The sequence below is a fragment of the Pseudomonas sp. TNT2022 ID1044 genome, assembly GCF_028656895.1.
Lineage (GTDB): Bacteria > Pseudomonadota > Gammaproteobacteria > Pseudomonadales > Pseudomonadaceae > Aquipseudomonas > Aquipseudomonas reinekei.
Genome location: NZ_JAMDHB010000039.1, coordinates 1 through 23264, shown reverse-complemented (window position 1 = coordinate 23264; position 23264 = coordinate 1). Strand labels below are relative to the sequence as shown.

29 protein-coding genes are annotated in these 23264 nt (G+C 54.2%); 15 read left to right on the top strand and 14 right to left on the bottom strand.

Translation table 11 applies throughout. The annotated features are described in order from the left end of the window. From M5G20_RS29920 to M5G20_RS29900, 5 genes are all read right to left on the bottom strand, one after another. Window positions 1-208, bottom strand: a 208-nt coding sequence (locus M5G20_RS29920) for a GntR family transcriptional regulator (RefSeq protein WP_273922105.1), incomplete at its 3' end; no start/stop codon positions are given. Between the two features lie 83 nt (window positions 209-291). Continuing rightward, window positions 292-723, bottom strand: a complete 432-nt coding sequence (locus M5G20_RS29915) for a DoxX family protein (protein WP_273922108.1) — start codon at window positions 721-723, stop codon at window positions 292-294. Window positions 724-761: 38 nt separating this feature from the next. Then, a complete protein-coding gene (locus tag M5G20_RS29910; RefSeq protein ID WP_273922104.1) occupies window positions 762-1562 on the bottom strand; it encodes an HvfC/BufC N-terminal domain-containing protein in 801 nt (266 codons plus the stop codon). Then, a complete protein-coding gene (bufB, locus tag M5G20_RS29905; protein ID WP_443218333.1) occupies window positions 1559-2413 on the bottom strand; it encodes an MNIO family bufferin maturase in 855 nt (284 codons plus the stop codon). Before bufB ends, M5G20_RS29910 begins: the two co-directional genes overlap by 4 nt. Before the next feature lie 27 nt (window positions 2414-2440). Continuing rightward, the gene (locus M5G20_RS29900; RefSeq protein WP_273922103.1) at window positions 2441-2713 is read right to left on the bottom strand and encodes a BufA1 family periplasmic bufferin-type metallophore; all 273 of its coding nucleotides are present in this window, start codon (window positions 2711-2713) and stop codon (window positions 2441-2443) included. Between the two features lie 246 nt (window positions 2714-2959). Between M5G20_RS29900 and M5G20_RS29895 the strand changes: the two genes are divergently transcribed. The 4 genes from M5G20_RS29895 (at window position 2960) to M5G20_RS29880 (ending at window position 4902) form a co-directional block, all read left to right on the top strand. Continuing rightward, entirely contained in the window at window positions 2960-3532 is a 573-nt protein-coding gene (locus M5G20_RS29895; RefSeq protein ID WP_273922102.1) for a sigma-70 family RNA polymerase sigma factor, read from the top strand. After that, entirely contained in the window at window positions 3529-4170 is a 642-nt protein-coding gene (locus M5G20_RS29890; protein WP_273922101.1) for a DUF1109 domain-containing protein, read from the top strand. Before M5G20_RS29895 ends, M5G20_RS29890 begins: the two co-directional genes overlap by 4 nt. Window positions 4171-4230: 60 nt before the next feature. Beyond that, window positions 4231-4359: a hypothetical protein gene (locus M5G20_RS29885; RefSeq protein ID WP_273922100.1), complete on the top strand. Its 129-nt coding sequence runs from the start codon at window positions 4231-4233 to the stop codon at window positions 4357-4359. A 93-nt stretch (window positions 4360-4452) separates the two neighbouring features. After that, window positions 4453-4902, top strand: coding sequence for an antitoxin Xre/MbcA/ParS toxin-binding domain-containing protein (locus tag M5G20_RS29880; protein WP_273922099.1), 450 nt, complete (start codon window positions 4453-4455; stop codon window positions 4900-4902). A gap of 177 nt (window positions 4903-5079) precedes the next feature. Here M5G20_RS29880 and flgB read toward each other — a convergent pair whose 3' ends face one another. From flgB to M5G20_RS29855, 5 genes are all read right to left on the bottom strand, one after another. After that, on the bottom strand, window positions 5080-5490 hold the full coding sequence (flgB, locus tag M5G20_RS29875) for a flagellar basal body rod protein FlgB (RefSeq protein ID WP_273922098.1): 411 nt from the start codon (window positions 5488-5490) through the stop codon (window positions 5080-5082). Between the two features lie 119 nt (window positions 5491-5609). Continuing rightward, window positions 5610-6515 (bottom strand): HD-GYP domain-containing protein, encoded by a 906-nt coding sequence (locus tag M5G20_RS29870; protein WP_273922097.1) that lies wholly within the window; start codon window positions 6513-6515, stop codon window positions 5610-5612. A gap of 219 nt (window positions 6516-6734) precedes the next feature. Next, window positions 6735-9230: a S8 family peptidase gene (locus M5G20_RS29865; protein WP_337994308.1), complete on the bottom strand. Its 2496-nt coding sequence runs from the start codon at window positions 9228-9230 to the stop codon at window positions 6735-6737. A 17-nt stretch (window positions 9231-9247) separates the two neighbouring features. Further along, entirely contained in the window at window positions 9248-10237 is a 990-nt protein-coding gene (locus M5G20_RS29860; RefSeq protein ID WP_273922096.1) for an AAA family ATPase, read from the bottom strand. An 85-nt stretch (window positions 10238-10322) separates the two neighbouring features. Continuing rightward, window positions 10323-10916 (bottom strand): DUF6088 family protein, encoded by a 594-nt coding sequence (locus M5G20_RS29855; protein WP_273922095.1) that lies wholly within the window; start codon window positions 10914-10916, stop codon window positions 10323-10325. A gap of 307 nt (window positions 10917-11223) precedes the next feature. Between M5G20_RS29855 and M5G20_RS29850 the strand changes: the two genes are divergently transcribed. Beyond that, window positions 11224-11550: a hypothetical protein gene (locus M5G20_RS29850; RefSeq protein WP_273922094.1), complete on the top strand. Its 327-nt coding sequence runs from the start codon at window positions 11224-11226 to the stop codon at window positions 11548-11550. Between the two features lie 278 nt (window positions 11551-11828). Here the strand turns inward: M5G20_RS29850 and M5G20_RS29845 are convergent, their stop codons facing one another. After that, window positions 11829-12347, bottom strand: a complete 519-nt coding sequence (locus M5G20_RS29845) for a GNAT family N-acetyltransferase (RefSeq protein ID WP_273922093.1) — start codon at window positions 12345-12347, stop codon at window positions 11829-11831. Between the two features lie 155 nt (window positions 12348-12502). Beyond that, on the bottom strand, window positions 12503-12901 hold the full coding sequence (gene merR, locus M5G20_RS29840) for an Hg(II)-responsive transcriptional regulator (protein ID WP_273922092.1): 399 nt from the start codon (window positions 12899-12901) through the stop codon (window positions 12503-12505). A 64-nt stretch (window positions 12902-12965) separates the two neighbouring features. Between merR and M5G20_RS29835 the strand changes: the two genes are divergently transcribed. Genes M5G20_RS29835 through M5G20_RS29825 form a run of 3 tightly spaced genes read left to right on the top strand, consistent with a single transcriptional unit; the run spans window position 12966 to window position 13839 of the window. Beyond that, entirely contained in the window at window positions 12966-13325 is a 360-nt protein-coding gene (locus M5G20_RS29835; protein WP_273922091.1) for a mercuric transporter MerT family protein, read from the top strand. 12 nt (window positions 13326-13337) lie between these two features. After that, entirely contained in the window at window positions 13338-13613 is a 276-nt protein-coding gene (gene merP / locus M5G20_RS29830) for a mercury resistance system periplasmic binding protein MerP (RefSeq protein WP_273922090.1), read from the top strand. 7 nt (window positions 13614-13620) lie between these two features. Further along, window positions 13621-13839 (top strand): GDCCVxC domain-containing (seleno)protein, encoded by a 219-nt coding sequence (locus tag M5G20_RS29825; protein WP_273922089.1) that lies wholly within the window; start codon window positions 13621-13623, stop codon window positions 13837-13839. Between the two features lie 293 nt (window positions 13840-14132). On the opposite strand, the gene M5G20_RS29820 is transcribed toward M5G20_RS29825, so the two are convergent. Both M5G20_RS29820 and M5G20_RS29815 read right to left on the bottom strand, forming a co-directional pair. Beyond that, window positions 14133-14513 (bottom strand): hypothetical protein, encoded by a 381-nt coding sequence (locus tag M5G20_RS29820; protein ID WP_273922088.1) that lies wholly within the window; start codon window positions 14511-14513, stop codon window positions 14133-14135. A gap of 193 nt (window positions 14514-14706) precedes the next feature. Further along, window positions 14707-16317, bottom strand: a complete 1611-nt coding sequence (locus M5G20_RS29815) for a methyl-accepting chemotaxis protein (protein ID WP_443218334.1) — start codon at window positions 16315-16317, stop codon at window positions 14707-14709. 587 nt (window positions 16318-16904) lie between these two features. On the opposite strand from M5G20_RS29815, the gene M5G20_RS29810 reads away from it, so the two are divergent. The 7 genes from M5G20_RS29810 to M5G20_RS29780 all read left to right on the top strand — a co-directional run bounded on the left by M5G20_RS29810 (window position 16905) and on the right by M5G20_RS29780 (window position 23259). Beyond that, window positions 16905-17516: a TetR/AcrR family transcriptional regulator gene (locus M5G20_RS29810; protein ID WP_273922086.1), complete on the top strand. Its 612-nt coding sequence runs from the start codon at window positions 16905-16907 to the stop codon at window positions 17514-17516. 19 nt (window positions 17517-17535) lie between these two features. Continuing rightward, on the top strand, window positions 17536-18213 hold the full coding sequence (locus tag M5G20_RS29805; protein WP_273922085.1) for a glutathione S-transferase family protein: 678 nt from the start codon (window positions 17536-17538) through the stop codon (window positions 18211-18213). A 12-nt stretch (window positions 18214-18225) separates the two neighbouring features. Beyond that, window positions 18226-18924, top strand: coding sequence for a glutathione S-transferase N-terminal domain-containing protein (locus M5G20_RS29800; RefSeq protein ID WP_273922084.1), 699 nt, complete (start codon window positions 18226-18228; stop codon window positions 18922-18924). Window positions 18925-19241: 317 nt separating this feature from the next. After that, window positions 19242-20687 carry a HEPN domain-containing protein gene (locus tag M5G20_RS29795; protein ID WP_273922083.1) on the top strand — a complete coding sequence of 482 codons (1446 nt, stop codon included), beginning with the start codon at window positions 19242-19244 and terminating at the stop codon, window positions 20685-20687. 107 nt (window positions 20688-20794) lie between these two features. After that, entirely contained in the window at window positions 20795-21625 is an 831-nt protein-coding gene (locus tag M5G20_RS29790) for a hypothetical protein (protein WP_273922082.1), read from the top strand. A 122-nt stretch (window positions 21626-21747) separates the two neighbouring features. After that, the gene (locus tag M5G20_RS29785; RefSeq protein WP_273922081.1) at window positions 21748-22755 is read left to right on the top strand and encodes a ketopantoate reductase family protein; all 1008 of its coding nucleotides are present in this window, start codon (window positions 21748-21750) and stop codon (window positions 22753-22755) included. Between the two features lie 198 nt (window positions 22756-22953). Next, window positions 22954-23259, top strand: a complete 306-nt coding sequence (locus tag M5G20_RS29780) for a hypothetical protein (RefSeq protein WP_273922080.1) — start codon at window positions 22954-22956, stop codon at window positions 23257-23259. Window positions 23260-23264 lie beyond the last annotated feature (5 nt).

The following is a 23264-nucleotide window of genomic DNA, read 5'->3' as shown; positions in this document are numbered from 1 at the left end:
CCATTGCTCCCCAAACCCCAATCTCAACGATGCCCCTCGCAATGAGGTTTTCCACTGCCTTGCGGATCGTCGTACGGCTGACATCAAATCGCTCCATCAACCCCTCTTCAGCGGGCAAGCGATCTCCAACCGCCAAGACCCCTTCAGAGATCTCAGCAGCCAGGGTGGCTGCGACTTTTGCATACAGCGGTACACCATCAGAATTCATATTTTCCCTGCATCCCGTTAAGACATCGTGACGTCGTGATGTCTTTCCATTTTACTGCAATCAGTGGACTCCACCACGACGGATCATCGGATTCCCAACCGTTGGTCTACCGACAATTTGCCCGCCCCCCGCGCGATGACGAGGAGCAGCAGACCAGCCCAGGACAGATGGGTCGGCCAGGCATCGGGGTATACGAAGATCTCAATGACAAGGGTCATCCCCAAGAGCGCCAACGCTGAGACCCGGGTAAACAGTCCAAGGACCAGAAGCATTGGAAACAAGTGCTCGCTGTACGCGGCCAGATGTGCGGCCAGCTCAGGAGATATTAAGGGCAATGCGTACTCAGTCCGGAACAACTCATAGGTACTCGGCGTCACCGTTAGCAAACCATCGACCTTGGTACGTCCGGACATAAAGAAAATGGCAGCGATGGAAATGCGGGCCACAAAGGCCAGTAGTGAATCGCTTATGAGCAAACTCAGTCGCTTTGCCGCGCGCTCCCACTGAGCACGCATGGAATGGCCGGCTACGAGCAAGGTGGATCGAATGCTGTTCACGGGCGCTCCATCGCAACGCGAGTAATTGGCTTGTGTAGCGGTCTACGTGAGTCCAGGTCGGCAAATGCTTCAGCGCTGACCAAGCGAATGATCATCTGCTCCAGGTTCAACGTCGGTTCGACTTCTGAAGCTCGATCGGCCGCCCGCGCGAGCGATGATCCTGCGGCGCAAGCATCGAGAAAAACGCACTCAGCGGCACTTGCCGCCTGCCAATGCACACGCCCAGCCTTACGCGTCAGTAACGCACCTTCGCCCTGCCACTGGATCTCTTCAGGCATCTCCAGCTCTTCACGATTCAAGCGCCAGATAGTGAAAGCCGGGCAATCAGAGAACCATATCCAGCGGGAAGCAGCTCGAGGCGTCAGCCAAAATTTGCCCAGATTCGTCGCGGACATTTGAGCCAGCGTATTCATCTCCAGGCAAACTTCATCCGCGGCACAGTGCACTTGTGTCCAGAGCAAATCCAGACGCGCCACGTCACCCAAATAGGGCATATCACGGGCATGCTCAAAACCGTCGAGAAAGCTTGGAAAGTACGTGCCGTAGTTGAGCAATCGCGCATCCGTTGGAGGCGACACTCGAGCGTGGATTGCTGCCGCATCACGCAACCAGTCGCTACCCACCAAACGCTCTATGGTCGGGAAATTGGCGATCAATCCGTCAGTTGTGCCTTTGAACACAGTATTTCGATACACCGAAAAGCCGGGCTGTCTCACTAGCGATTTCGTGTGGGTTGATTCAATGCCATACAGCGCATCGATGAACGCATCCTGAAAGCGCCTGAGTGACGTCTTCATATTGCCTCCGCAAACTGAGGCTTATGTCCAAGACTCAGGAGTGCTTGCGCCCTTTCCCGCTCATCGAGCAGCACATCGAATTCGGGAATGTTGTCGTCACGCTCGATCAACGTTGGGCGGCTACCGACCCGTGCGATCAATCTCTGATACAGAGACCAGACATCCTCAGCAATGGGGGCGTCGTGAGTGTCTATGAGTAACGTTGAATTCCCAGGGTCCTCGCTGTGCCCCGCCAGATGAATTTCCATAATGGCGTTGGCGGGAAAAGCATCCAGATAAGCCGAAGCATCAAAACCCAGGTTTTTCGCACTGATGTGCACATTGTTTACATCCAACAACAAACCGCACCCGGTCCTGACCGTCAGCTCAGCCAGGAAGTCGAGTTCGCTGTAATCATGACCATCTAGGTGCAAGTAGTGCGTTGGGTTTTCAATCGCAATGCGGCGTCCAAGGGTCTCCTGGGTGCATTGGATATTGCTGGTAATGCGCCGCAACGCTTCGCTCGTACGAGGAAACGGGAGCAGGTCTGGATGATACTGGCCGCGCCACGTTGACCAAGCCAGATGTTCAGAAATCAATGCGGGTTGAACGCGATCAGCGAGTGCCTTCAAACGCTTCAAATGCGTTTCATCTGGAGGGCAGTCTGCCGCGAGAGAAAGTGACACACCGTGCAATGACAGAGGGTGTCGACTGCCAATCGCTTCCAGCCAAGCTAAGCGTGGCCCTCCACCAACCATGTAGTTTTCCGGATGCACTTCAAACCAAAGCCCCTGAGCCGCGCACTCGAGCGCCTGCTGATAGTGGTCTGGTTTCAGGCCGAGCCCGGTCCCCATCTGGAACTGATTCTTCATGATTGGTGGAGCCCCGAAGCAGGAAAGTTACATTTCTTCCAACGAGCCGGTCCCTTTTGGGGTCTTGATGCTGGTGCAAGTGCCAGCGGGTACGTTTTTCCATGCGTTAGCCTGGTAGTCGACTTTGGCAGTACCGGCACAAGTGGTACCTGCACCCGCTTTGCAATCGTTGTGACCGGCCTTGGCGACGCCGTAGCACTTCTCCATTTTGCCGGTAGCTGCGGGTGTCTCGGCGGCATTGACGCCGGCGGTGAAGGAGGTGAACGCAATGGCGAGAGCGGCAAGTTTCAGATGGTTCATGGTTGGTTCTCCGGGGTAATAATTCCGATCACTTCATGGCAGGTACGCCCTGAACTCGCGATCCGTTGAGTAGTTCGCTGACTTTTCGACCCTGGTTACAGCCGCCGGAAAAAATTTCAAAAACCCAAAACCACACCTGACTGTTGCCTTGCCTCCTTGAACGCAAGCATCATCCGCTGCCCAAAATTAACGCTGACGTCATGTACGTACGGAATATTTTTACTCCTCGTGCAACCAGAGCAGAAGATGGAACGAACTACAAATAACGACGCGTTGCGAAGCCGTGAAACCCATCTTCAGACCCTATTCCTTGCAGGTTTGGACGGGGACGAACGGGCTTACCGTGTATTCCTGTCGGAGTTGAGTAGTCACGTGCGCGGTTTTTTGCGAGCACGGCTTCAACGACAGCCGGGAGAGGTGGAAGATCTGCTGCAAGAGGTGTTGCTGGCCGTGCACAACAGTCGCCATACGTACCGAATGGACCAACCGCTGACAGCATGGGTTTTTGCTATTACTCGCTACAAACTCATGGATTTTTTTCGGGGTCGGTCACGCCACGAGGTGTTTAATGATTCCCTCGACGACGCAACGGACCTTTTTGCCGAGCCTGTACTCGAGCCCGCACAGGCCAGTCGTGACCTGAATAAATTACTGGAGCAGTTGCCTGACCGTCAGCGTCTGCCCATCCAGCACGTAAAGCTCGAAGGATTGTCTGTTACTGAAACCGCCCAAGTGACAGGGCTATCGGAGTCGGCCGTAAAGATAGGCGTACATCGCGGGCTCAAAGCGCTGGCGCGCAGAATCATAGGTGCACGATGAAAACTGATGACCTCATCAACATGCTCGCTTCGGGAGTGACCCCGATCGACCGCCATGCCCCCACAAAACGTGTCGGGGTGGCGATGCTCATTGGCTCGCTGAGCGCCACCATACTGGTGATGATTATTTTGGGCGCGCGCCCAGACTTGGGCATTGCCGCGACAACCCCCATATTTTGGGCAAAAGTCGCATTCCCGCTGACCTTGATGGTCGGAGCTCTTAGCCTGGTCATGCGACTGGCCAGACCTGGAAGAACACTTGGCCCTGGAACTCTGCTGATCGTTGCAGGCGTCACTATTCTGTGGGCTGGCTCGCTTTATGTCCTCCTCACGGCGACACCGGATATGCGCGCAACCCTTGTCCTCGGCAAAACATGGCGGGTGTGCGCAATGAACATCACCCTACTGTCGATCCCAGGTTTGCTCGCAGCCTTCTGGGCCATGCGTGGATTGGCCCCCACGCGCCTGACACTAACAGGCGCGTGTGCCGGGCTACTTGCCGGCGCAACAGCCACCCTCGCCTACTGTTTGCATTGCCCCGAAATGGACGTGCCGTTTTGGGGGACTTGGTACTGGCTGGGCATGGTGATCCCGACCGTAATAGGTGCACTGCTAGGCCGACGCTGGCTTCGCTGGTAATCCACTGGAGCCACACAGAGCATGAAAGGAAAACGTAAGGCAAAAACGTCCAAGTGGCTCATGAAGGCTCAATTTGAGCTCGAGGCTCAGCGCCTGCTCGCTGGCCGCACCGACGCGGCCAGCCGTTTCCTCAACGCTGCCCTGCAAGCGGGCCAGGAGCACGAGCCTACCGGAAGACTGGCGGGCTGATCACATCGCTAATGCCTCAATGCACGCTCAGCTACGCACGAAGAAGAATTTGTCTGTTGCTACACGATTGAATGCAGAATCGAAGAGGTGGCTATGTTTGCAGAGGTCATGGGCGAGGAAGCGTATTGTGCTTACCGCATTCACTTGGAAATATTTCTCCAGATCCCCACAGACGCTTCAGATCAAAACATTCATCAGTTGATTGAGGCAGGGTTCTCCGCAAGCAGTGTGATGGCGCTATATGCTCTTGGAACAATCCCCCCTTCTCAACACAACCAGATCATTCCGCTCAAAACCCTCAAATCAAGACTGCTGCACGGTCAGCGGCTGACGACGTCCGAAAGTGACCGACTGTTTCGCCTCATCCACATCACTGCGATGGCGGAGGTTATCTTCGGAAACCATACCAAGGCCAAGCATTGGCTCTCAAAGCCAAAGGAAAGCTTATTGGGCAATAGCCCAAACGAGATGCTCTCGACCCTTGAGGGCACCCGCCTAGTCGAGGAGCGATTGATTCAAATGGCTGAGGGCTATGCGCTTTGATCTGAAGCACCTAACCGGCGGCTCTAGATCAAGCTTTATAGGGAATTATAAAGCGATTATATAAACCGGTTTTCAGAGCCCTTATCGACTCAATTTGCTGGTTCGCAAAAAAGGAATGTTGCCCGAACGGCCACCTTGGTGAACTTCAGGGAGCCGTACCAATGGCAAGCCTTTGCGTCACTCACCTCGCAGAGCACTGAGTAGACCTTTGAATGCTCCATTCAACCGAGTAAAGGCGGCGTCGAAATGAATTCCATTTTCTGTGTACTTTGCGACTTCGACCTGCTGATCGACAGTATTTTGATCAATGGAAGGCTGAGTCGGTGTGCTATAAAGCAACTCCCCCCCGTAAACATCACTGGCTGATCCTTCTGCGGCAATGTGTTTTGCGTTTGTTGTTTTCAAAGAAAATGGGGTACCAGAAGACTTTGTCTGGCTTGCCAGCACAGCAGAAAAATCTAAATCTCGGGCCTTAAAGTTCGGCGTATCAGCGTTTGCGATGTTGTTACTCAGGACCTCAGATCTTTGCATACGATACGTTAACGCCCTTTCGGCAGGGCCAAACGCTTTCTCAAAGCTGATACTCATACACAGTCACCCTCAATGGCGCTACTGCTCCGACAGGCATGCAGCGGCAATCTGTTTGCCCACGAGGTGATGCCCAACAGCGCCTCGCTTCGGGTTGTAAAATGGTCGTTTGGATGACATTAGGTGAGCGGACTCTTGGCAAATCTGCTGGCAAGCCGAGCAATTAACTCGGTATCCGGGGACGGGCTCAGCTGTGCAGCCGAACCTTTTTTTCCGGTGGGAAACAGGATCAGCGCTGCCCTGCTTTCAGCAGGATGTAACTCGTAACCTGATCCACATACCGGGCAAAACACCTGATCACCTGGGATACTCGTTCTTCGTACGACCACAGTAGGCCCGCAGGTCAGGCAATGCCTTAAAGGGATGCCATCGTCGGTATGGCCCATTACATGATCGAAGAGCCCTTGGCGCCCAAGCTTCACGAATGATGAGGCAAGATGAGAATCAAATTGTGAGCCCGCGCCGCTTTCGATGATGCCGAGCGCCTTTGCCAAAGGCATGCCCTCCCGGTACGGTCGGTTACTGGTCATGGCATCGAAGGCGTCGCAGATTCCGGTGATTGCCGCAATGGTGGGTATCTGCTCAGACGTGAGCCCCCGAGGGTACCCACGACCGTTTGGCATTTCGTGATGGCTCCAAACTGCGTCCATTACCAGCGCCGCGAACGGATGCCCTTCCAGCATTCGCTTGCCGATTTCGGGATGGGTCTTGATGACGCTGTATTCGTCATCACTTAACGGCCCAGCCTTGCGTAACACAGCGTCTGGAATCCCAACCTTACCCAGGTCATGAACGAATCCACCGAGAGCGATGCGCACTACCTCGTTAGGAGCAAAGCCCATCTCTTTTGCTAGCAAGGCGCAGTACTGCGACACCCGCCAGAGGTGACCGCCAGTGTAGGGATCACGCGCTTCGACCAACCATGACATGGTCAGCAGACTGGCCAGTAGAGGCGTCTGAACAGATAGGTCGGTAAGAGTGATTGCCGGGTTGAGCCAGTGATTCAACCGTTGCATCAACTTCATTAAAACTCCCTGAACCAAAGGCCAAAATAGAAGGCGTGGCCAGATCGCGGCGATATCGGGGAGGTAATTCGTTTCAGGCGGAGCTTTCGTTACACCGACGGAAAGTTTTTCTGGCGGGCACCGGACCATTCAAATCGGCGACTACACACGGCCGGACGCTTGTTACATCACTGAGACAAAAAAGCCCGCATCAGCGGGCTTGTAAACTTCCTTCAAATACTAAGTAACGATTGCGGTGCGATTCGCGATTTCGGTTGAAACAGCGTTGTACAGATCGATTTCTGCCTGCTGCGTCTTGATAGACACCACCAGACTGTAGCGAACAGCGTCGTTGTACCGCTTCTTCTTCACAAGTGTTTTCCACCAGCCTGGGGCCGGGTACACACCGAGAATGCCAAGGCCAGCCAAAGCAGACGCAGGCCCCTGCCAAATGTCCGAGTGCAAGGACCCTCTGTGGCGATTGCGGGCACCAACGAGCCATCGAGCGTCGGCGGGGCCGCCTACGTAAGGAATTTCCTCTTCCTCGTCTCGCGCGCGCTTGTTGATGCGCTGACGGAAAGCTGTGACATCTTCACTTTCGCGACTGACTTCGAACCGCAACCCGTGGGATTCGTAACGATAGCGACCAGTGATCCCACGCTCTGCCACACCTGGATTCGGCTCAATAAAGTAAGAAAGCGTTACACGCATTTCCACCTCGGCATCACCCAAATCAATGAGCGCCTGCTTGGGCCACGGAAATTGATGTAGCTGCATGTCGCGTGCAGTGGCCGGTTTCGACCCTTGGCGCGTAAATGGCTTGATTACATCTTCAACCATTAGGGTCAGAGAGTTCGATGCACTCCAAATCGCTCGGCCAAGATCAGGTACACCGAAACCGACTGTTCGCAACAGCCCTTCATAGTCCGCCTTGGAATTTCCAGCCAAGAAGTCCGCTTTCATTCGCGGAGTCCACTCCGCCGAATGCACGATCAGCGCTCGGACGGTTTCCGGCCATAGCTCTGGATAAGCCGATGAGATCTGCGCTGCCATTCGAGAGGCCAAGGCAGAAGCTGCACTTGTCGCCCAAGTGGTTGAAAAAAGGCGGCGTTCTGGCTCGTGAGAGGTTGTCAGGAGTGATAACGACGAATGCCCAAACGCACCATACACGTCCCTCACGAGATTCCCCCCCTCGAACACCACATCAGGCTTTAGGGGCCATGGCGTGCGAGACCATGTACGAGAGGTTGTACTGTAGGGGCTCAAGCTGCCATGCGCAGCCAGGATCTGTGAAGTCGCACTTGGCGGGTCGATCCTATCCTTCAGTGTGTATGCCCCGACACAGATTGCGTTCCAGGACTGGCCGGGATCATGAATACCGTCAGTTAGGTTGCTATTCGGGTAATTCAGGTATTCAGTATCCTTAGCGTTGCCGGCCGAAATCACCATCAGCCGAGGGTTGGTTCGCCCGCCTAGATGGTCCGAAGTCAGCATGTCGACGGCTGCAGACCACGCTGACGGGCGCCCGCGATCTCGATCGTCAATGCTGGTGATTGCCATGCTAAAGATACGCTGCTTCCCTGGGCTATTGATCTCTGGATACGCAACGGCACGCATGGTGAGAGAGCCGTATGGTTCACTCGAAACCCCGCGCGCAGCTTGCAGTAGCTTTACCGACTCAACCCGGTGAAGAACATTAACAGGCCCCCCAGAAGTAAGTGGCTCGACCAGATCACCATAGAGGGCAATACCAGCCAATCCAGTGCCATGGCCTATTCCGTCACTTACAGTCCATGTTGGATCTACCGCGTGAAGGTCTGCGTGATCTATAAACGCCGACAGAAGTGGGTGACCTCGGTTCACACCAGTATCGAGCAGGCACACACTTACATTGCTGTCATCGCCCCTGGTAGTTCTACCAGCGAGTTCAGCAACCCAGTCTTGCTGTTCAGGCGGTGGGAGAGCATCAAAGAATTCTGCCGTTTCTTTCGCTCGACGAATTTCCGCGACTTCATTGAGAAGTGACATTGAACTCACAATGTCAGTCTTGCTTCCCCAGAGGTTCACCACCGTTCGCTCGGGGAAAGTCAATACGTGATTCGACGTCTGAAAGCCCAACACGGCGGCGACTGTTTTGAAGCGCTGCGTAACGGCTGCCTGATCATCTCGAACTGGAAGCCAGAACTCCCACCAGATCGAATCGTCATCACTAACAGGGAGCATCGCTGGGTCGTCTGTCCACAACGCTTCGAAGGTTGCGACTCTGATTTCTGCAATGGGATTGAGCAGAGGGGTATTGCGCGGTTTGCCTTTTGTGGTTTCGACGTGCAGGTATTGGTCGATGAGCTTTTCGAACGCTACAAGCTTGCCGTCGGGGACAAACACGGTCGCAAAATGGGTCTGCGTCGCACCGTCGTAACGTACGTTCAAGAGCTCAATCTTCTGCGGCCCCCGAGCCAGGCCCTCAAAAGCAAGCTCGAAACCGGGCTGGCTAATAAACTCTAACTGCAGGCCAAATCCCTTTTCTTGCCCTGCGCTGCGCTGTAGCGCCACAGCTTCTGCCATTTGCCCTTTAACCCGTACGAGCTGGGAGCGAAGGGTGCGGCCATGTTCTCCACGATCCCGATATGGGAATCTAGGGTCACGTTTTGCCGAGGCCGTAGACTGGAACCGTTCAGATTTCCCTGTCTCTTTAAAATAAAAATGTCGCCGCTGTCCTGCGTTGGGTTCCGTCATGAATAAGCTCTACCGGCTCATAATCGTGGTCGTTGGTGGAAGGCCTTTCGCTCAGCAAGATGCCTCTCCACATCCTTCGTTTCTACTGCGACACGATCCCCAATGATCGCATCCTTGATAGCGTCGTCTGCTGCCTTCGTCAGTTCAGCATAACTCAGGCCATCAGCGGCCTTGGCCAGTTGCTCCCAAGCAATAATCGATTTCGAAAAATTCGAGAGTCGACTCTTCAGAGCAATCTGTATTTGCTCGCTGTTGGGCAGGCCATATTCGATAACATCATCGAAGCGACGGAACAAGGCATAGTCGAGAATTTCAGGATGGTTGGTCGCGGCGATGATCAAGCTGTTCGACTGATCCTGTTCGATCATTTGCAGGAAACTGTTCAAGATACGTCGAACTTCTCCCACATCATTGGCAAGCCCGCGCTGTGAACCAATTGCATCGAACTCGTCGAAGAAATAGATACCACGAGTGTCTCGAATAGCATCGAAGACCTGTCGAAGCTTGGCGGCAGTCTCACCCATGAATTTGGTAATCAGGCTGTCCAGCCGCACCACATATAGGGGGATATTCAGCTCGCTGGCCAAAGCCGACGCGGTCATGGTCTTGCCAGTACCAGGAGGGCCTACCAATAGCAGTTTACGTCGTGGTGACAGACCATGCGCCCTGATCTTCTCGAAGTTACGCTGCTCACTGATGATGCGCGCCAAGCGCTGCTGAGTACCTTCATCGAGCACCATTTCTGAAAGACGAGTTCCTGAGCGACCAACGCTCAGCAGATTACTCAGCTCACCGCGAGGCAGGCCGATGGGCACGGGTTGTCCCGACGGCATTTGGTTTCGTTTGGACTGAGCCGAGTCGATCAGAGTGCGAAGATCCTGGGCAAGCTTGCCATGACCCTGCTTGGCTTCATGGGCGGCCAGCTGCATCGCGACAGCAAGGAAATGGCTATCATCGCCTTTGATGTGAGAACGCACGAGTGCCTTTAAATGCTCGCCGCTTGCCATGGCTTTCCACCCTTCCGATATCAATAAAGTACACGTCTGATCAGCGCCTTCGTTGGCGGTGAACCCATCGATCCTCAGCTTCCGTTCATCGCAGATTCACACCAGCTTGCCCGACAGCGGCAGCCATCCAACACGGCAATCCTCCACGAACTGCCAGAATCTCGTTCCACTCCGCAACGCTCAGTTTTCGACGGGCATCGAGTATCACTCGTTCAACTTTTTCCCGTCCAAACCACGCAATAGCCCTGATTACGTTGCCAGCCTTGGAGTTGCCCAGTGCCAACATCCAGGCCGGTGCATGTTGCAGTTGAACTTGCTTCATACCAATGCTCAGTGTTTTGCTGGGGCCAGAGGTGAGAAACACGTCTCTATCGACACTCTGGTTGTCCAATCCAAGTACATGAGCCGCTTTAGCGCCCCCGGAGACAATAGCTGCTTTACCTTTCGACGCCATCGACTCGAGAACTACATCTCGAACGCTGCTTTCATCGCTCACAGCGAAGGTACGTGAGATGTACACGCCTCTCGATACGCGCCATAAGTCTCCGGCCTTTGTAAGCCTGGAAAACGCCTGATCCACCGCTGCACGGGTCCCCAAGTGCAGAAACTCTCTGGGCAAAAACACTGCCCCCACGGGTAGGCGACGAACCTGCTCAAGAATTATGGATGGAAGAGACATTACGACGCGCTCTAAAAATCTATATGTCAGATATTTATATCTATATCTGACATGATATGCAAACCCGTTCATCGTCGAGCTTCGTGCTATCACTGCCAGTGCAGGGATCGATCTCGTTTCGGGCTCCGAAGCAACCCGACGACCGCCTGCGGTCGAATCCATAACGGCGTTATTATCTATCGCCTCCCGCACTTGTCCTCGGCGCGGAGGCCTCGGAAACCAGCACTGGCATGGTTGGTCTACCATTACCCGGCTATCTGGTTTTACCTACAACCTGCCACTCAGTCATTTGAACAGGATAACTTCCATGTCCTATGCCTATGAAGGTCTGGCCACCGTTTGCGTGTTAGCCCTGTACTTGAATACGCCGCCGAACCAGCTGACCACGCTGGAACTGAACATCCGAGTACTCAACGCCGGCCCGAAGCGCTTTCGCCTTGAGTTTGACCGTTACCTACACGGCCCCAAGGAAGCAAATGCGCTGCGCGTGGTATTGCCGGGCGGTCTACTGCTGCAAGGCCCGATCGTCGACGGCAGCAATGAGCCGGCCGGCGGCTGGCTGCTGATCGATGTCGAACAATATGAACTACCGCTCGAACCACCTTCCAACCTTAACGGCTGGAAGTGGGAGTGAACATGAATGACAGTGCTGGGTCTGCCGCCGGCGATCAAGGTCCAGACGCTCAAGCTCTTGACCTGTACCAGCCAAGGCAGAACGTGCAAGGTGTATTAAGCGATTGAAAGGTGACTACCCTCGGTTCTGCAGGCGAGCAGCGGCCCTTTTACTACTTCTTTGCCACGGCTTGCTCCGCTAGCCGCTGCTGGATCTGCGTGTAGAGCTGAGCTTCCTCATTGTCCCGATCCGTGACGGTGACCACTAGAGCATAGGGCTCATTCTCTGGAGGTTTTCGTTCAGGTCACTGGCCACGCCATTGCGCACCGACTTCCAGGCGCAAACCCGTGCTTGTACTCCTCGCTCAATATCGCCTCCAGCCTTTGATCCAGGTCGGGGCTGGCTTTAATCCGGAATCCTATGCGCGAGTAGAAGGGTGCATTCCATGGCACGTTTGCGAACGTGGTGAGCGTTACGGAGCGCAACCTGTTTGAGCGGGCATAGTCCTTTGCGGCCTCAATCAGTCGCAGCCCCAAGCCTTGTCCTTGCATGGACCGCAGGACCGATAACTCATAGATGTGCAGATCACCGCCGTGGCGGTCAGCACTGAGAAATCCTTGTGGTCGATTTTTGGCATCAACAGCAATCCAGCATGCCGATCGCGCAATGAGTTCGCGGTGTCGCTCAACGGACATAGGGGGCGACTCAGCCAACCAACTCAACTCATCGATCAAGCGGAATGCTTGCGCAGCGGACCTTTCAATAGCGGGCAGAAGCTGTGCATCCTCCGGCACAGCAAAACGAATAATCTCGGGCATCTGGCCTCGTTGGCGATGTAAATCAGTGGACGGCGACCTCGAAAAACCATACTTGCATAGCTGCAAAACTCACGTGCGAGAGCCTTCCTCGAACATGAACATTCTTGCGACAAGGGTGATGGTGTTGCCTACGCATGATGCCCAGCAGACTGGCATCACTCCCTGTTCAGCACATCGATGATCGGGCAAGCGGCCCCGCCGTCGCCTTCATCACATTTGTGCACCAGTCCGCCTAGTACCTGTCGCATGGCGGCAAGGTCGGCCATCTTTTGCTCAATCATCACCAACTTGCGCACGGCCAGCGCCCGAGTCTCGCTACAAGTACAGACCGCATCAAGTGATAACAGTGCGCCAACCTCATTCAGCGTGAACCCCAGCGCCTGCGCCCTCTTGATGAAGCGCAGACGTTTGACCTGCCCCGGTAGATAACGCCGATAACCGCCGAGCGGTTTCGGCGGTTCATCAAGCAAGCCGCGTCGCTGGTAATAACGAATGGTTTCGATGTTCACTCCGGCAGCTGCCGCCAACTTGCCGATACTCAACCCAGCGGTCATCACACTCCCCTTGACTCTGTACTTAGGTACGGAATGTAAAGTGACTTTAAGTTAGATCGGTTCAATGGAGAAGACGGTGGTTCAGAAAATTGGCAAAGGTTCGCTAATCGCAGGAGCATTGGCTGCTATCGGTGCGTCGGTGTGTTGTGTCGGGCCACTGGTGCTGTTGGCGCTTGGTGTCAGCGGTACTTGGGTCGGCAACCTGACGGCGATGGAAGCATACCGGCCGTTTTTCATCGGCCTGACGCTACTGTTTCTCGGGCTAGCCTTTCGCAAGCTCTACCTGGCGCCACAGGTCTGCACGGCGGACACGAACTGCACCAATCCGCACACGATTACACATCAGCGGATCGTGTTCTGGATCGTCACTGGACTACTACTCTGCCTGCTGGCCGTTCCGTGGCTGGCTCCGCTGTTCTATTGAGGAAGCCTCACCATGCGCCAACTGCTAATCGCTGCACTCGCCTCGCAGTCCCTCTTCGCGCTGGCGGCTCCAGCGGAAACCGTCAGGCTCGACATTCAGAACATGACCTGTCCGGTCTGTCCGATCACGGTCAAGAGATCACTGGAACAGTTGCCCGGTGTGAGTACCGTCAAGGTCGATTTCGCCGAGAAGATGGCCATCATCACCTATGATCCCGATACAGCCGATCCTGAAGCGTTGACCAAGGCGACGACGAATGCGGGTTATCCCTCCACCGTGCACAAATGAGGCAGCCATGAGCGCCGTCACTCTCGAATCCGTGTTGACCTGCCCACATTGCGGTTTCGCCAAGCAGGAAACTATGCCCACGAACGCCTGCCAGTACTTCTACGAGTGTGGCAATTGCAAAATTCTGCTACGCCCGAAGCCGGGTGACTGCTGTGTGTTCTGTTCGTTTGGCAACGTGAAGTGCCCGCCGATCCAGATGCAAAGCGGATGCTGTGGCACGGCTTAGCGGTGGTATTCGACCAGTACGTAGCGTTGCACAGTCGAAACTGGGTGCACCTATGGGCGGCCAGCCGCTTAAGAAAAAATGGGGAAAAATGCCCGGAATTAAGATTTTCCTGGCGCACTTAAGAAAAAATTGAGGCAACAGCTCGAAGTTAAAGATTTGCGAGATGAACTTAGCTGGATACGTTCAGCGGGGCTGCGGGAGCCGTCAATGCCACTTTCAGCGCTCCCTTTGGCCAGACCAGCAGGTAAAGCCGCCATAAGCGTCTCCTTAAAAGCGGCTACGAAAGAGGTTCGTCAGTGCGACTTGGACTGCACTTTTCCATCAGTCATCGTCACTGTCATGTAGACGTACAATTCGGTGCCCCAAGTGTAGATTTGTACATTGCCGCCGGTGGCAGCTTCCTTACCAGGAATCTTTACGATGTCTAAGACTTCCTCGTAAGTCATACCAGGCTTGATCGCAGCATACTGCTGATCACTGATGTTCGGACGCTGCGCTTTGATCGTTTCAAGATCCGGGAAACCGCCTTGGTAATTGACGCTGTTACCGTTCCCAGAGATGGCAGGGCTGTTGTTGCCACTGGTGCTTTGCGACACTGCTTTTTCCGGGAGCACCAGTGCCCCGACCGAGGCTAAGGCCCCCAAAATTCCCGTATACAGACCGATCTTTTTCATATTCACCACGAAACGCCCTGATTGTTAAACGCAAACCTATCCGTTCACTCGGCAGATTGCTGATCCATGCCCATCGGACAAAGATGGGCGAGGCCAGGAAGCTATCAAAGTGCCACTACACCATTCAACACCCAAACCACAGCGTTGGTGAAAGCTTATTCACCAGGTGCTGAGTGACAGTGGGGTATCCGGATCAAATAACGAATCGATTTACCAGGCCGTTCAGGCCGATAGCTAATCGTGACAGGTCCTGACTGGCAGCTGATGTCTGAGTGGCACCCGCGGCGGTTTGGTTGGAAAGGTCACGGATGATCACCAGATTTTCGTCGACTTCCCTTGCGACTAAAGCCTGTTGCTCAGTGGAGCTGGCAATGACCAGATTGCGCTCGTTGATCTGCGAGATCGACGCGATGATTTTCTCCAGGGCAAGGCCGGCACCCTTGGCTCTGCGCAGGGTTTGGCTCGCATGCTCGGCACTGCTTTGCAATGCGTTAACCGTGGTTCCGGTACCTGCCTGGATATTGTTGATCATCAACTCGATTTCTTCGGTGGACTTCTGAGTGCGTTGCGCCAGTGAGCGTACTTCATCGGCTACAACAGCAAAACCACGTCCAGCTTCACCAGCGCGGGCCGCCTCGATGGCGGCGTTGAGTGCCAGCAGGTTGGTTTGGTCGGCGATGCCACGGATTACCTCCAGAACTTTGCTGATGTCTTGCGCCTGACTCGATAGGCCTTCAGCTTGTTTGGAAGCGTCGAGGACTTCAGTGACGAGATCCTGAATCGAAGCAATGGTTTCGCTAACCTGAACATGCCCGTGCTTACTGTCCTTATTCGATGCTTCGGAGGCTTCGGCACTGGACACCGCATTGGCGGCGACTTCATCTACCGCGGTGCTCATCTCGGTAACGGCAGTGGCGGCCAACTCGATCTGATCATTCTGCTGCTGTAATCCTCGGGTGCTTTCTTCCATCACCGAGCTCATTTCTTCCGCCGCGGACGCTAACTGTTGAGCCGAGTCGGTAATGCCGCGGATGGTTGTGCGTAAATGGCCTTGCATGTCGGCGAGAGCGTTGAGTAACTGCCCGGCCTCATCCTTGTTGCCACTGGCGATTTTTCCGCTCAGATCGCCGGAGGCAATTCGACGGGCCACTTGCAGGGCCTGATTGATCGGTTTGGTGATGCTACGGGTGAGTGACCAGGCCAGGATCAAGGTCGCAATCAGTGCGATCGCGATGATGCTGCCAACAATCCATTGGGCACGCTGGTACATGCGTTTGGAGGTGCTTGAAGCATCTGCGACCCCCTTCTCGCTCATACTAATCAAACCTTGCATGTGCTCGTTCAGTGCCGCGCCCCTAGGGCCCATTTCATTGCTGAGCAGGGCTGATGCAAGCTCCGGTTGTCCCGCATCAATGCAGGCAATCACGTCGTCGACAATTTTCAGGTACATGACCGCTGCTGAAATCAATCCATCAAGCATCACCCGCTCACTTTCCCCGGCGACCATGCTTTTGTGATCGTTGAGGAGCTTCAGTAGCGACTGGCGTTCGGTGGCGAGGATTGTCTTACTGCTTTCCCGGCTGGCAGGTTCACTATTGGCGATCAGTCGCATGGATTCCAACCGGATGGTGGCGACCTTCTCGGCGCTGTCATGGATGTGTTCGATGCTCGGCATCCAGAACTCTTCGATGGCAGAAGTGGTCTCCCGTAAGGTCGCCATCTGACCCAAGCCGAACACTCCGACCACGACCAAAAGACCAGCCAGCACAGCGAAACATAGGCTCGCGCGCAAACCTATGCGCATATTCCCTATCGGCATCTAAGTTACTCCTTGGGGGCTATTGAAATGGTCCTCTGGGCCAAGGATCTTGTTATTGGGTTGCTGAGCGCCGGCTTTATATCAAAGCGCCATCACGCACGTAAGATCAGCAAATAAGCTCTGCCTTGCCGAATATGAGGTTGACCAACACCTGAAATCGCAACGTATGACGATCACCAAACTCCATCTCGGATCCAATAATTTCAATGGCTGCAGTTGAGTTTGCCGCTGGCTGAAAGCAGCACTGTTCCGATGGTTATTTTGATCAATCGGCCAACACTCAAAACGTGGAAATTATCTGTAACCAGATAATTCCGTGTGCTGGATGGCAAAACTGGCGAAGGCCGGTTTCGCAAAAACGACTTCAGCGGCCATGATTTCCAAGGGCAATCGCCCTGTCCAAAGCTTCGATTTCTTTCCTTTAGCTTTTCTCCAATGAGCCAGTGAACAGGCATTTGCTCGCCCTGCTAATGCCTGACTTGCCAAGGCTGGCGGGATGAAAATTATTTTATATCGATCGATACAAAACCTATGTTATGTTCGCCGGCAAATCCAAAGAGCACGCTTAAGCAATGGCCCGCCCTCGTACGTTCGATGAAGCAAAAATCCTGACCGCCGCAGTGGACGCCTTCTGGGTGCGGGGTTATGAGGGCACGTCAACCCGTGACCTCGTCCAGTGCACGGGCCTGAATCAGCCAAGCCTTTACAACGCCTTTGGTGATAAACGCAGTCTCTATCGCCGCTCGCTAGAGCACTACCTGGAGTGCAGCGTACGGGATCGAATTCGACGCCTTGAGGCGCTGCCAGATGCGGGAATGGCCGTCACAAAGTTCTTTGCAGAAGTTGTTGGTCGGACCCTAAACGACCCCCTGCATCGCGGCTGTTTGCTAGTGAATTCCGCCTTGGAAGTGAAAGCTGAGGACACAGATTTGCGTCAGGCGGTGACCGATGAAATTGAGACCATCCGCGGTTTCTTTCGCGATCGCCTGCATGCGTTTCATCAACAAAACGAGGGTGCCGCGAAAGTCGATGCAACACAGGGAGCAAATCATCTGCTGAGCGTTCTGCTGGGCATCCGAGTTTTGGCGCGGTTAAACCCAGACCCCGCATGTGTAACAGATGCAGTCGGTATCGCACTCAATACCCTGGGGCTTCCGCCCTTGGTTTTGTCCGACATTCACTGAAGGCCAACAAGGAGCCAGCATGATCAAGTTCTACTACCACCCATCGCCCAACCCGCTGAAGATCGCGCTCTTTTTGGAAGAGACCAACCTTCCGTACGAGCTCATCCCGGTCGACACTCGTAAGGGTGAGCAACACGATCCTGAGTTTCTCAAGATCAACCCTAACGCCAAGACCCCTGCCATGGTTGATGGTGATAGCGTCGTCTTCGACAGCAACGCGATGCTGCTTTATCTGGCCGAAAAGACCGGTAAGTTCCTACCTGCCGATGACCTCAAATCGCGCGGTGAAATGTATACCTGGCTTATGTTCGTAGCGACTGGCATCGGCCCATATTCTGGCCAAGCGGTGCATTTCAAACACTTCGCACCCGAACCCAAAGATTACGCCGTGACTCGCTACACCTTCGAGGCTTGGCGTCACTGGTCGATCATCAATGACCGCCTCGCCACCCAGCACTACATGCTTGGCAATGAGTACACGCTGGTGGACATGGCGGTGTGGGGATGGGCACGTGCGGTGCCGTTCATTCTGGGCGAGGACGCCTGGGAAAAACTGCCGAACGTCAAACGTCTTCTCGATGAGATCAATACACGACCAGCTGCTCAGCGTGCTGAAGTGTTGAAGACTCGACACAGCTTCAAGACTGAAGTGGACGCCGAAGCTCGCAAGGCACTGTTCCCTCAGATAGCTGGGTAAAGGCGCGCGCTGATGATCGATCTGTATTATTGGACGACGCCCAACGGCCACAAGATCACCATGTTCCTTGAGGAGGCTGGGCTGCCTTATCGTGTGGTGCCGGTGAACATCGGGAAGGGTGAACAGTTCGCTGATTCGTTCTTAAAAATCGCCCCCAATAACCGCATTCCGGCTGTGGTCGATCACTCACCTGAGGATGGTGGACAGCCTCTGTCGGTCTTCGAGTCGGGTGCCATTTTGTTGTACTTGGCAGACAAAATTCGTCAGTTCATTCCTGATGATCTGCGAGGTCGCAACGAGACGCTGCAGTGGTTGTTCTGGCAGATGGGGGGGCTCGGGCCAATGGCTGGGCAGAACCATCACTTCGTCCAATATGCTCCAGATCCGATTCCTTATGCACGAGAACGCTACATCAAGGAAACCTCTCGGCTCTACGGCGTGTTGAACAAGCACTTATCTGATGGTCGAGAGTACGTAGTTGGCCAGTACAGCATTGCCGATATGGCTATCTACCCATGGATAGTGCCTCACCACCGACAGCAGCAAGATCTTGCCGACTTTCCTCATTTGGCTAAATGGTTTGGGCGGGTCAGTAAGCGACCTGCGACAACACGAGCCTATGAGTTAGCGAAGCAGATCAACACCGCGCCGGTGGTCGACGATGAGACGCGCAAACTGCTCTTCAACCAGGATGCGAGCATCATTCGATAGTTAGCATGGAGCAGGCTCTCGCGTGGAGCCTGCTGTTTTCCTTGCCCAGACACGCATGACTGCACGCCGGGTGCCGGCGTGTCTGACTCATGAAGTGCACAGGTCACCAGATGTATGGAAATTAGGTAATTTCCATACATCTGGTGATGGGTGCCTTGGAGGGATGGACAACTCAAGCGTCAATCACACCTCAGTGCCCAAGCTAATGAGGTCGTTTTCGTAACCCACGCCGCCTCTGTTTATGGCAGTTTTTTCGGTGCTTTCACCACGATAGGGTGAGAGATTTTCATTGGATAGAAAGGACGTAACAAACGGAAATGAACACTGGAGAACTCAATAGACTGGAAGCTCTCGTCCAGCTCATTGCCGAGCTTGACCGCATTCATCCCAATGGCTCATTCGACCCCAGTTCTTTGCGGGACGAACGTGGGATGCCTGATTTTGTAACAACGAAAAATGGATACCACCGTGAGTTCGGGAGCGCGGCGAGATTGGCCGTACTGGCGTTGGTGAACGCATGGTCGAATGAGGTGCCATCCCTTTCCATAAGAGTGGAGCTTAGGGCGTTGGCAACGTTGCTTCGCCAAAAGGTTGCTGACCTGCACGCCGAAGGTCTGTTCGGCGAGGATAGTGCGGCGAACCTGAATTTGCTCAACCAGGAGGTGCAGCAAGTATTGGCGAATACCGATACAGACTTCACCCATTCCTTCCCCGCCTGGACCTTGGGATTTGAGTTCGAAGAACCACTTTCGGTTGGACCCGTGACCTTCATGTCTCGGGACCAGTGGCTCGATACCGTCGACTTCAGTGAAAACGCAAAAAATTCATTTTTTGGCGGATCTTCGGAAAACGAAAAATGGAAGCAGTCGCTTCGAGATGCATTGGCGAAACCGAAGGGCGTGATCCTGGAAGGTGAGGAGCCGTTACCACCACTCGCCTCATTTTTATACGGTCCACTGAGCTCTTGCCGATCGTTGCTCCGAGTCTCGATGTCCGGGTATGAGCGATCTCTTTCCATCAAAGCCGCGCGACACATCAGCAAGACGGCACTTGATGGATTGTCCTTGATCATGGGAGGCGGTTCTGTATTCCATCAACAGACGCTTATCGATGAGCGGATGCCACCCGTTGAGCGTCACACGCTGATCGAATCCCAGGGCTACCTGTGGATGCCTGGTTTCGGCCTCAACCAACAAATACTGACGTTGAGTGGTCGAGATGCAAAAGCTCTTCTACATGATGAAAAAAGACGCCCAATGCGAGAAGCGCTTGCCCATATTCTGGAAGGTCTCTCCCCTACTCCGTCCAGACCACATCCACATCCCCAACTCGCCATGCGCTGGGCAATTGCATTGGATTGGCTCGCAGAAGGTGAACGCGAAATCAATGAAGCAATCGCCCTGACGAAGATTGGAACCAGCCTGGATGTGCTGACCGAAGGTGGAAAGTTCGGCGGCATTCTGGACATGTTGACCCATCTCACGGGATGGAAAGAAGACACCGAGTTTCGAGTCGGGGCGAACCATCGCGACCTGCGTAGCCTCGTGAAGGAGCTCTACGATCATGGCCGCTCCAAGATCTTGCACGGCAACGTCGTGGACCGCTTACGCTCCTACGCCGAGATTCGCAAAGTAGGGGCGATGCTCGCAAGGATCGCATTGATCGAGTGCGCCCTGCGTCTGAAGCATTACACCGACGCAGATACGTCGAAGGCGTTTCGCAATATGCCTGAGCCAGCGCAGGATCCTGAGGGCATAAAGTAAGCTCAAGTGTTGCTTGTTCACAGATCTGCTTTCCGTGTTCAAGCCCACACCTGAGCTCCAAGCAACTTCATCTTCCTCAAACCCCACATGACGCAATACGAATTCACATGGACGAGCAATCAACCCAAGTAATTGCCAATGCCCTAGGGCGCTTCGCCAATGCCATGAGGCTGTATGGCGAGGCTTTCCTGAGGTATCAAAGCCTAGTCGCGATCGACAAAGAGGAAGCCATACATAACCTAGATCGCGCTTTTGAGGCTGTATTGGAAGGGTTTCACGGTCTGTACGACGTTTCGAAGCCAGTGCTGAGCTATCACGCGTTTCCTGAGACCAGCCTCCTGATCTCATTGCGCAATGCATTGCATCATCGCGGCCACCCCCTGTTCCACAGCCTCCTGCAGACGATTTGGCTGGATGGTGAACCGGAACAATTGTTCGGTGCTGAATACCTGATCGCCAGGCACCGCACTATTGGCGGTAGCCCTCCATTGATGATGCATCTGGTCAAGCTAAGCGACATCTACGATTGGCTTGATCCTCGCGCAAATTCGCCATACCTGAACCAGATGGGCAAAAAAAATGCTCTCGCACAATTCGAGGCCCTTGAGGCAGGTTTGGCATTCGCCAAAATTTGGACCAAGGCTCGTGGTGAGCGCTACCCGGATAAGCAAGTTTATCTGGACGTGATGCCGGTCTTTAACTCAGCCGTATCGCGGGTGTTCATTGCCTTAGTTGATGCCGGCGTGCCCTTCAAAAACCACGATGAAAACGCCTACAAACGGATGTTCATCGAAGAGATGAGGATCGACCTCGAGCACTTTGATTTTCTAGCCCTTCGGATTAATGACGCGCAACTGGCCTTGGGCCCAAAGCTCACCATCCAATTGGCTGCAAGACCAAAAGGAAATACCTACGAGGCAGCACAGGCGGAGGAATGAAGCCACCTGTTATCCAGTAGGTCCACAGATAAGCAACCGCGGATGAAGCGTGCGCGTTTTCTTTGATGCTTCGCCACTGAAATCCTCGGGCAAATTGGCCCATTTTTTTGCGAGATAGGATGATGAAAATCACCATCGTCGGTGCAGGTGCCATTGGAGGTTTTCTGGCCTGCAAACTGTTCGCGGCCGGCCACGACGTAAGCGTTATCGCTCGTAGCGAAACGCTGAAGGCCATCCGCGATCAGGGTTTACGACTGCACTCGGGTAACGATCTATTAATCGCCCCTCTTCATGCAACTGCTGAAGCCGAAGAGCTTGGTATTCAGGACCTGGTGATTTTTGCCGTCAAAGCACCCGCTTTGCCGGCTGCCGTCGAAGGGGCGAAGGCATTGATCGGGCCAAATACCAGAATAGTCCCAGCAGTGAACGGTCTTCCCTGGTGGTACTTCCTGAGATCAACCTCAATGTTATCGGGTACTCGATTGAGTGCCGTCGATCCTGATGGCGTGATTGAAAAGAACATTCCGACTGAGGCCGTAATCGGGTGTGTGGTCTTTCCTTCTTGCGCGGTCGTGAGCCCTGGAGTGGTCCGTCATATGTCCGGAAGCAAGATTGTTTTCGGCGAACCAGGTGGCGGACTTAGCGAGCGAGTTTCAGATGTCGCGGGCGTTTTTCTTGATGCAGGTTTTGATGCTCATGCGCACGACAACATCCGCGAAGAAATATGGCTGAAGCTGCTTGGTAATGCATGCTTCAACCCTGTCAGCCTGTTGGTCGATGGTTCAACCGATGAGTTGATTGATGACCAGTTCCTGCATGCTTTGTTCATCGACATGATGGAGGAGATCCTTGAGTTAGGGACTCGGCTGGGCATCTCACCTGAGATCGATCCACAGCAACGGATCGCCATCACGCGCAAGCTTGGCAAAGTGACAACGTCGATGCTGCAGGACGTCGAAGCACACCGCCCCGTTGAAATCGAGGCCATTCTGGGGGCACTGGTCGCAGTGGCTGACCAAACGGGGGCGACTATGCCTCGAACACGTACGGTCTATGCCTTGGCTCGTATGAAAGCCAAGTCCTTGGGCTTACTGCCGAATGACTTGCCCACCCAAATGCATTCGACCTGACCGATCACTTACATCGGATTAGACAATCACACCGTGTCGCCATGACCGGCAGAGAACACCCCCAAACAGACGTCCTGACGCTAATCCCTTCGTGTTTAAGAAAGCTCAGGACTTTGAACCACCCGTATAATGGCGCAATGATGCCGCAGCTTCGAATAGAAGGCAGTTGTTACTACCGCGTACCTCTAGGATGAGACGATGCAAACCGAAGACCGAATCAAGAACCTGTTTGAAGTATTGAAAAGGATCGACACCTACTTGGTGTCCACCAACCAGAAGGTGGCCATCATCATCTCGTACTGCGCGGCGGTGCTGGGATGGCTGTCGTTAAACGTTGGGAAAATCACTGGCCTTGTTACTCATGGCTGGATCAGTTGGTGTGTCGTACTCCTCTTGTTCGTGATCATCATTTCGTCCTGCATCTCGCTTTTTATGGCGGCCAAGATTCTGTTTCCGGTCACAAACAGCACGATGGAACGGCAAGTGGATGAACGAGCCCCATGAAAGAC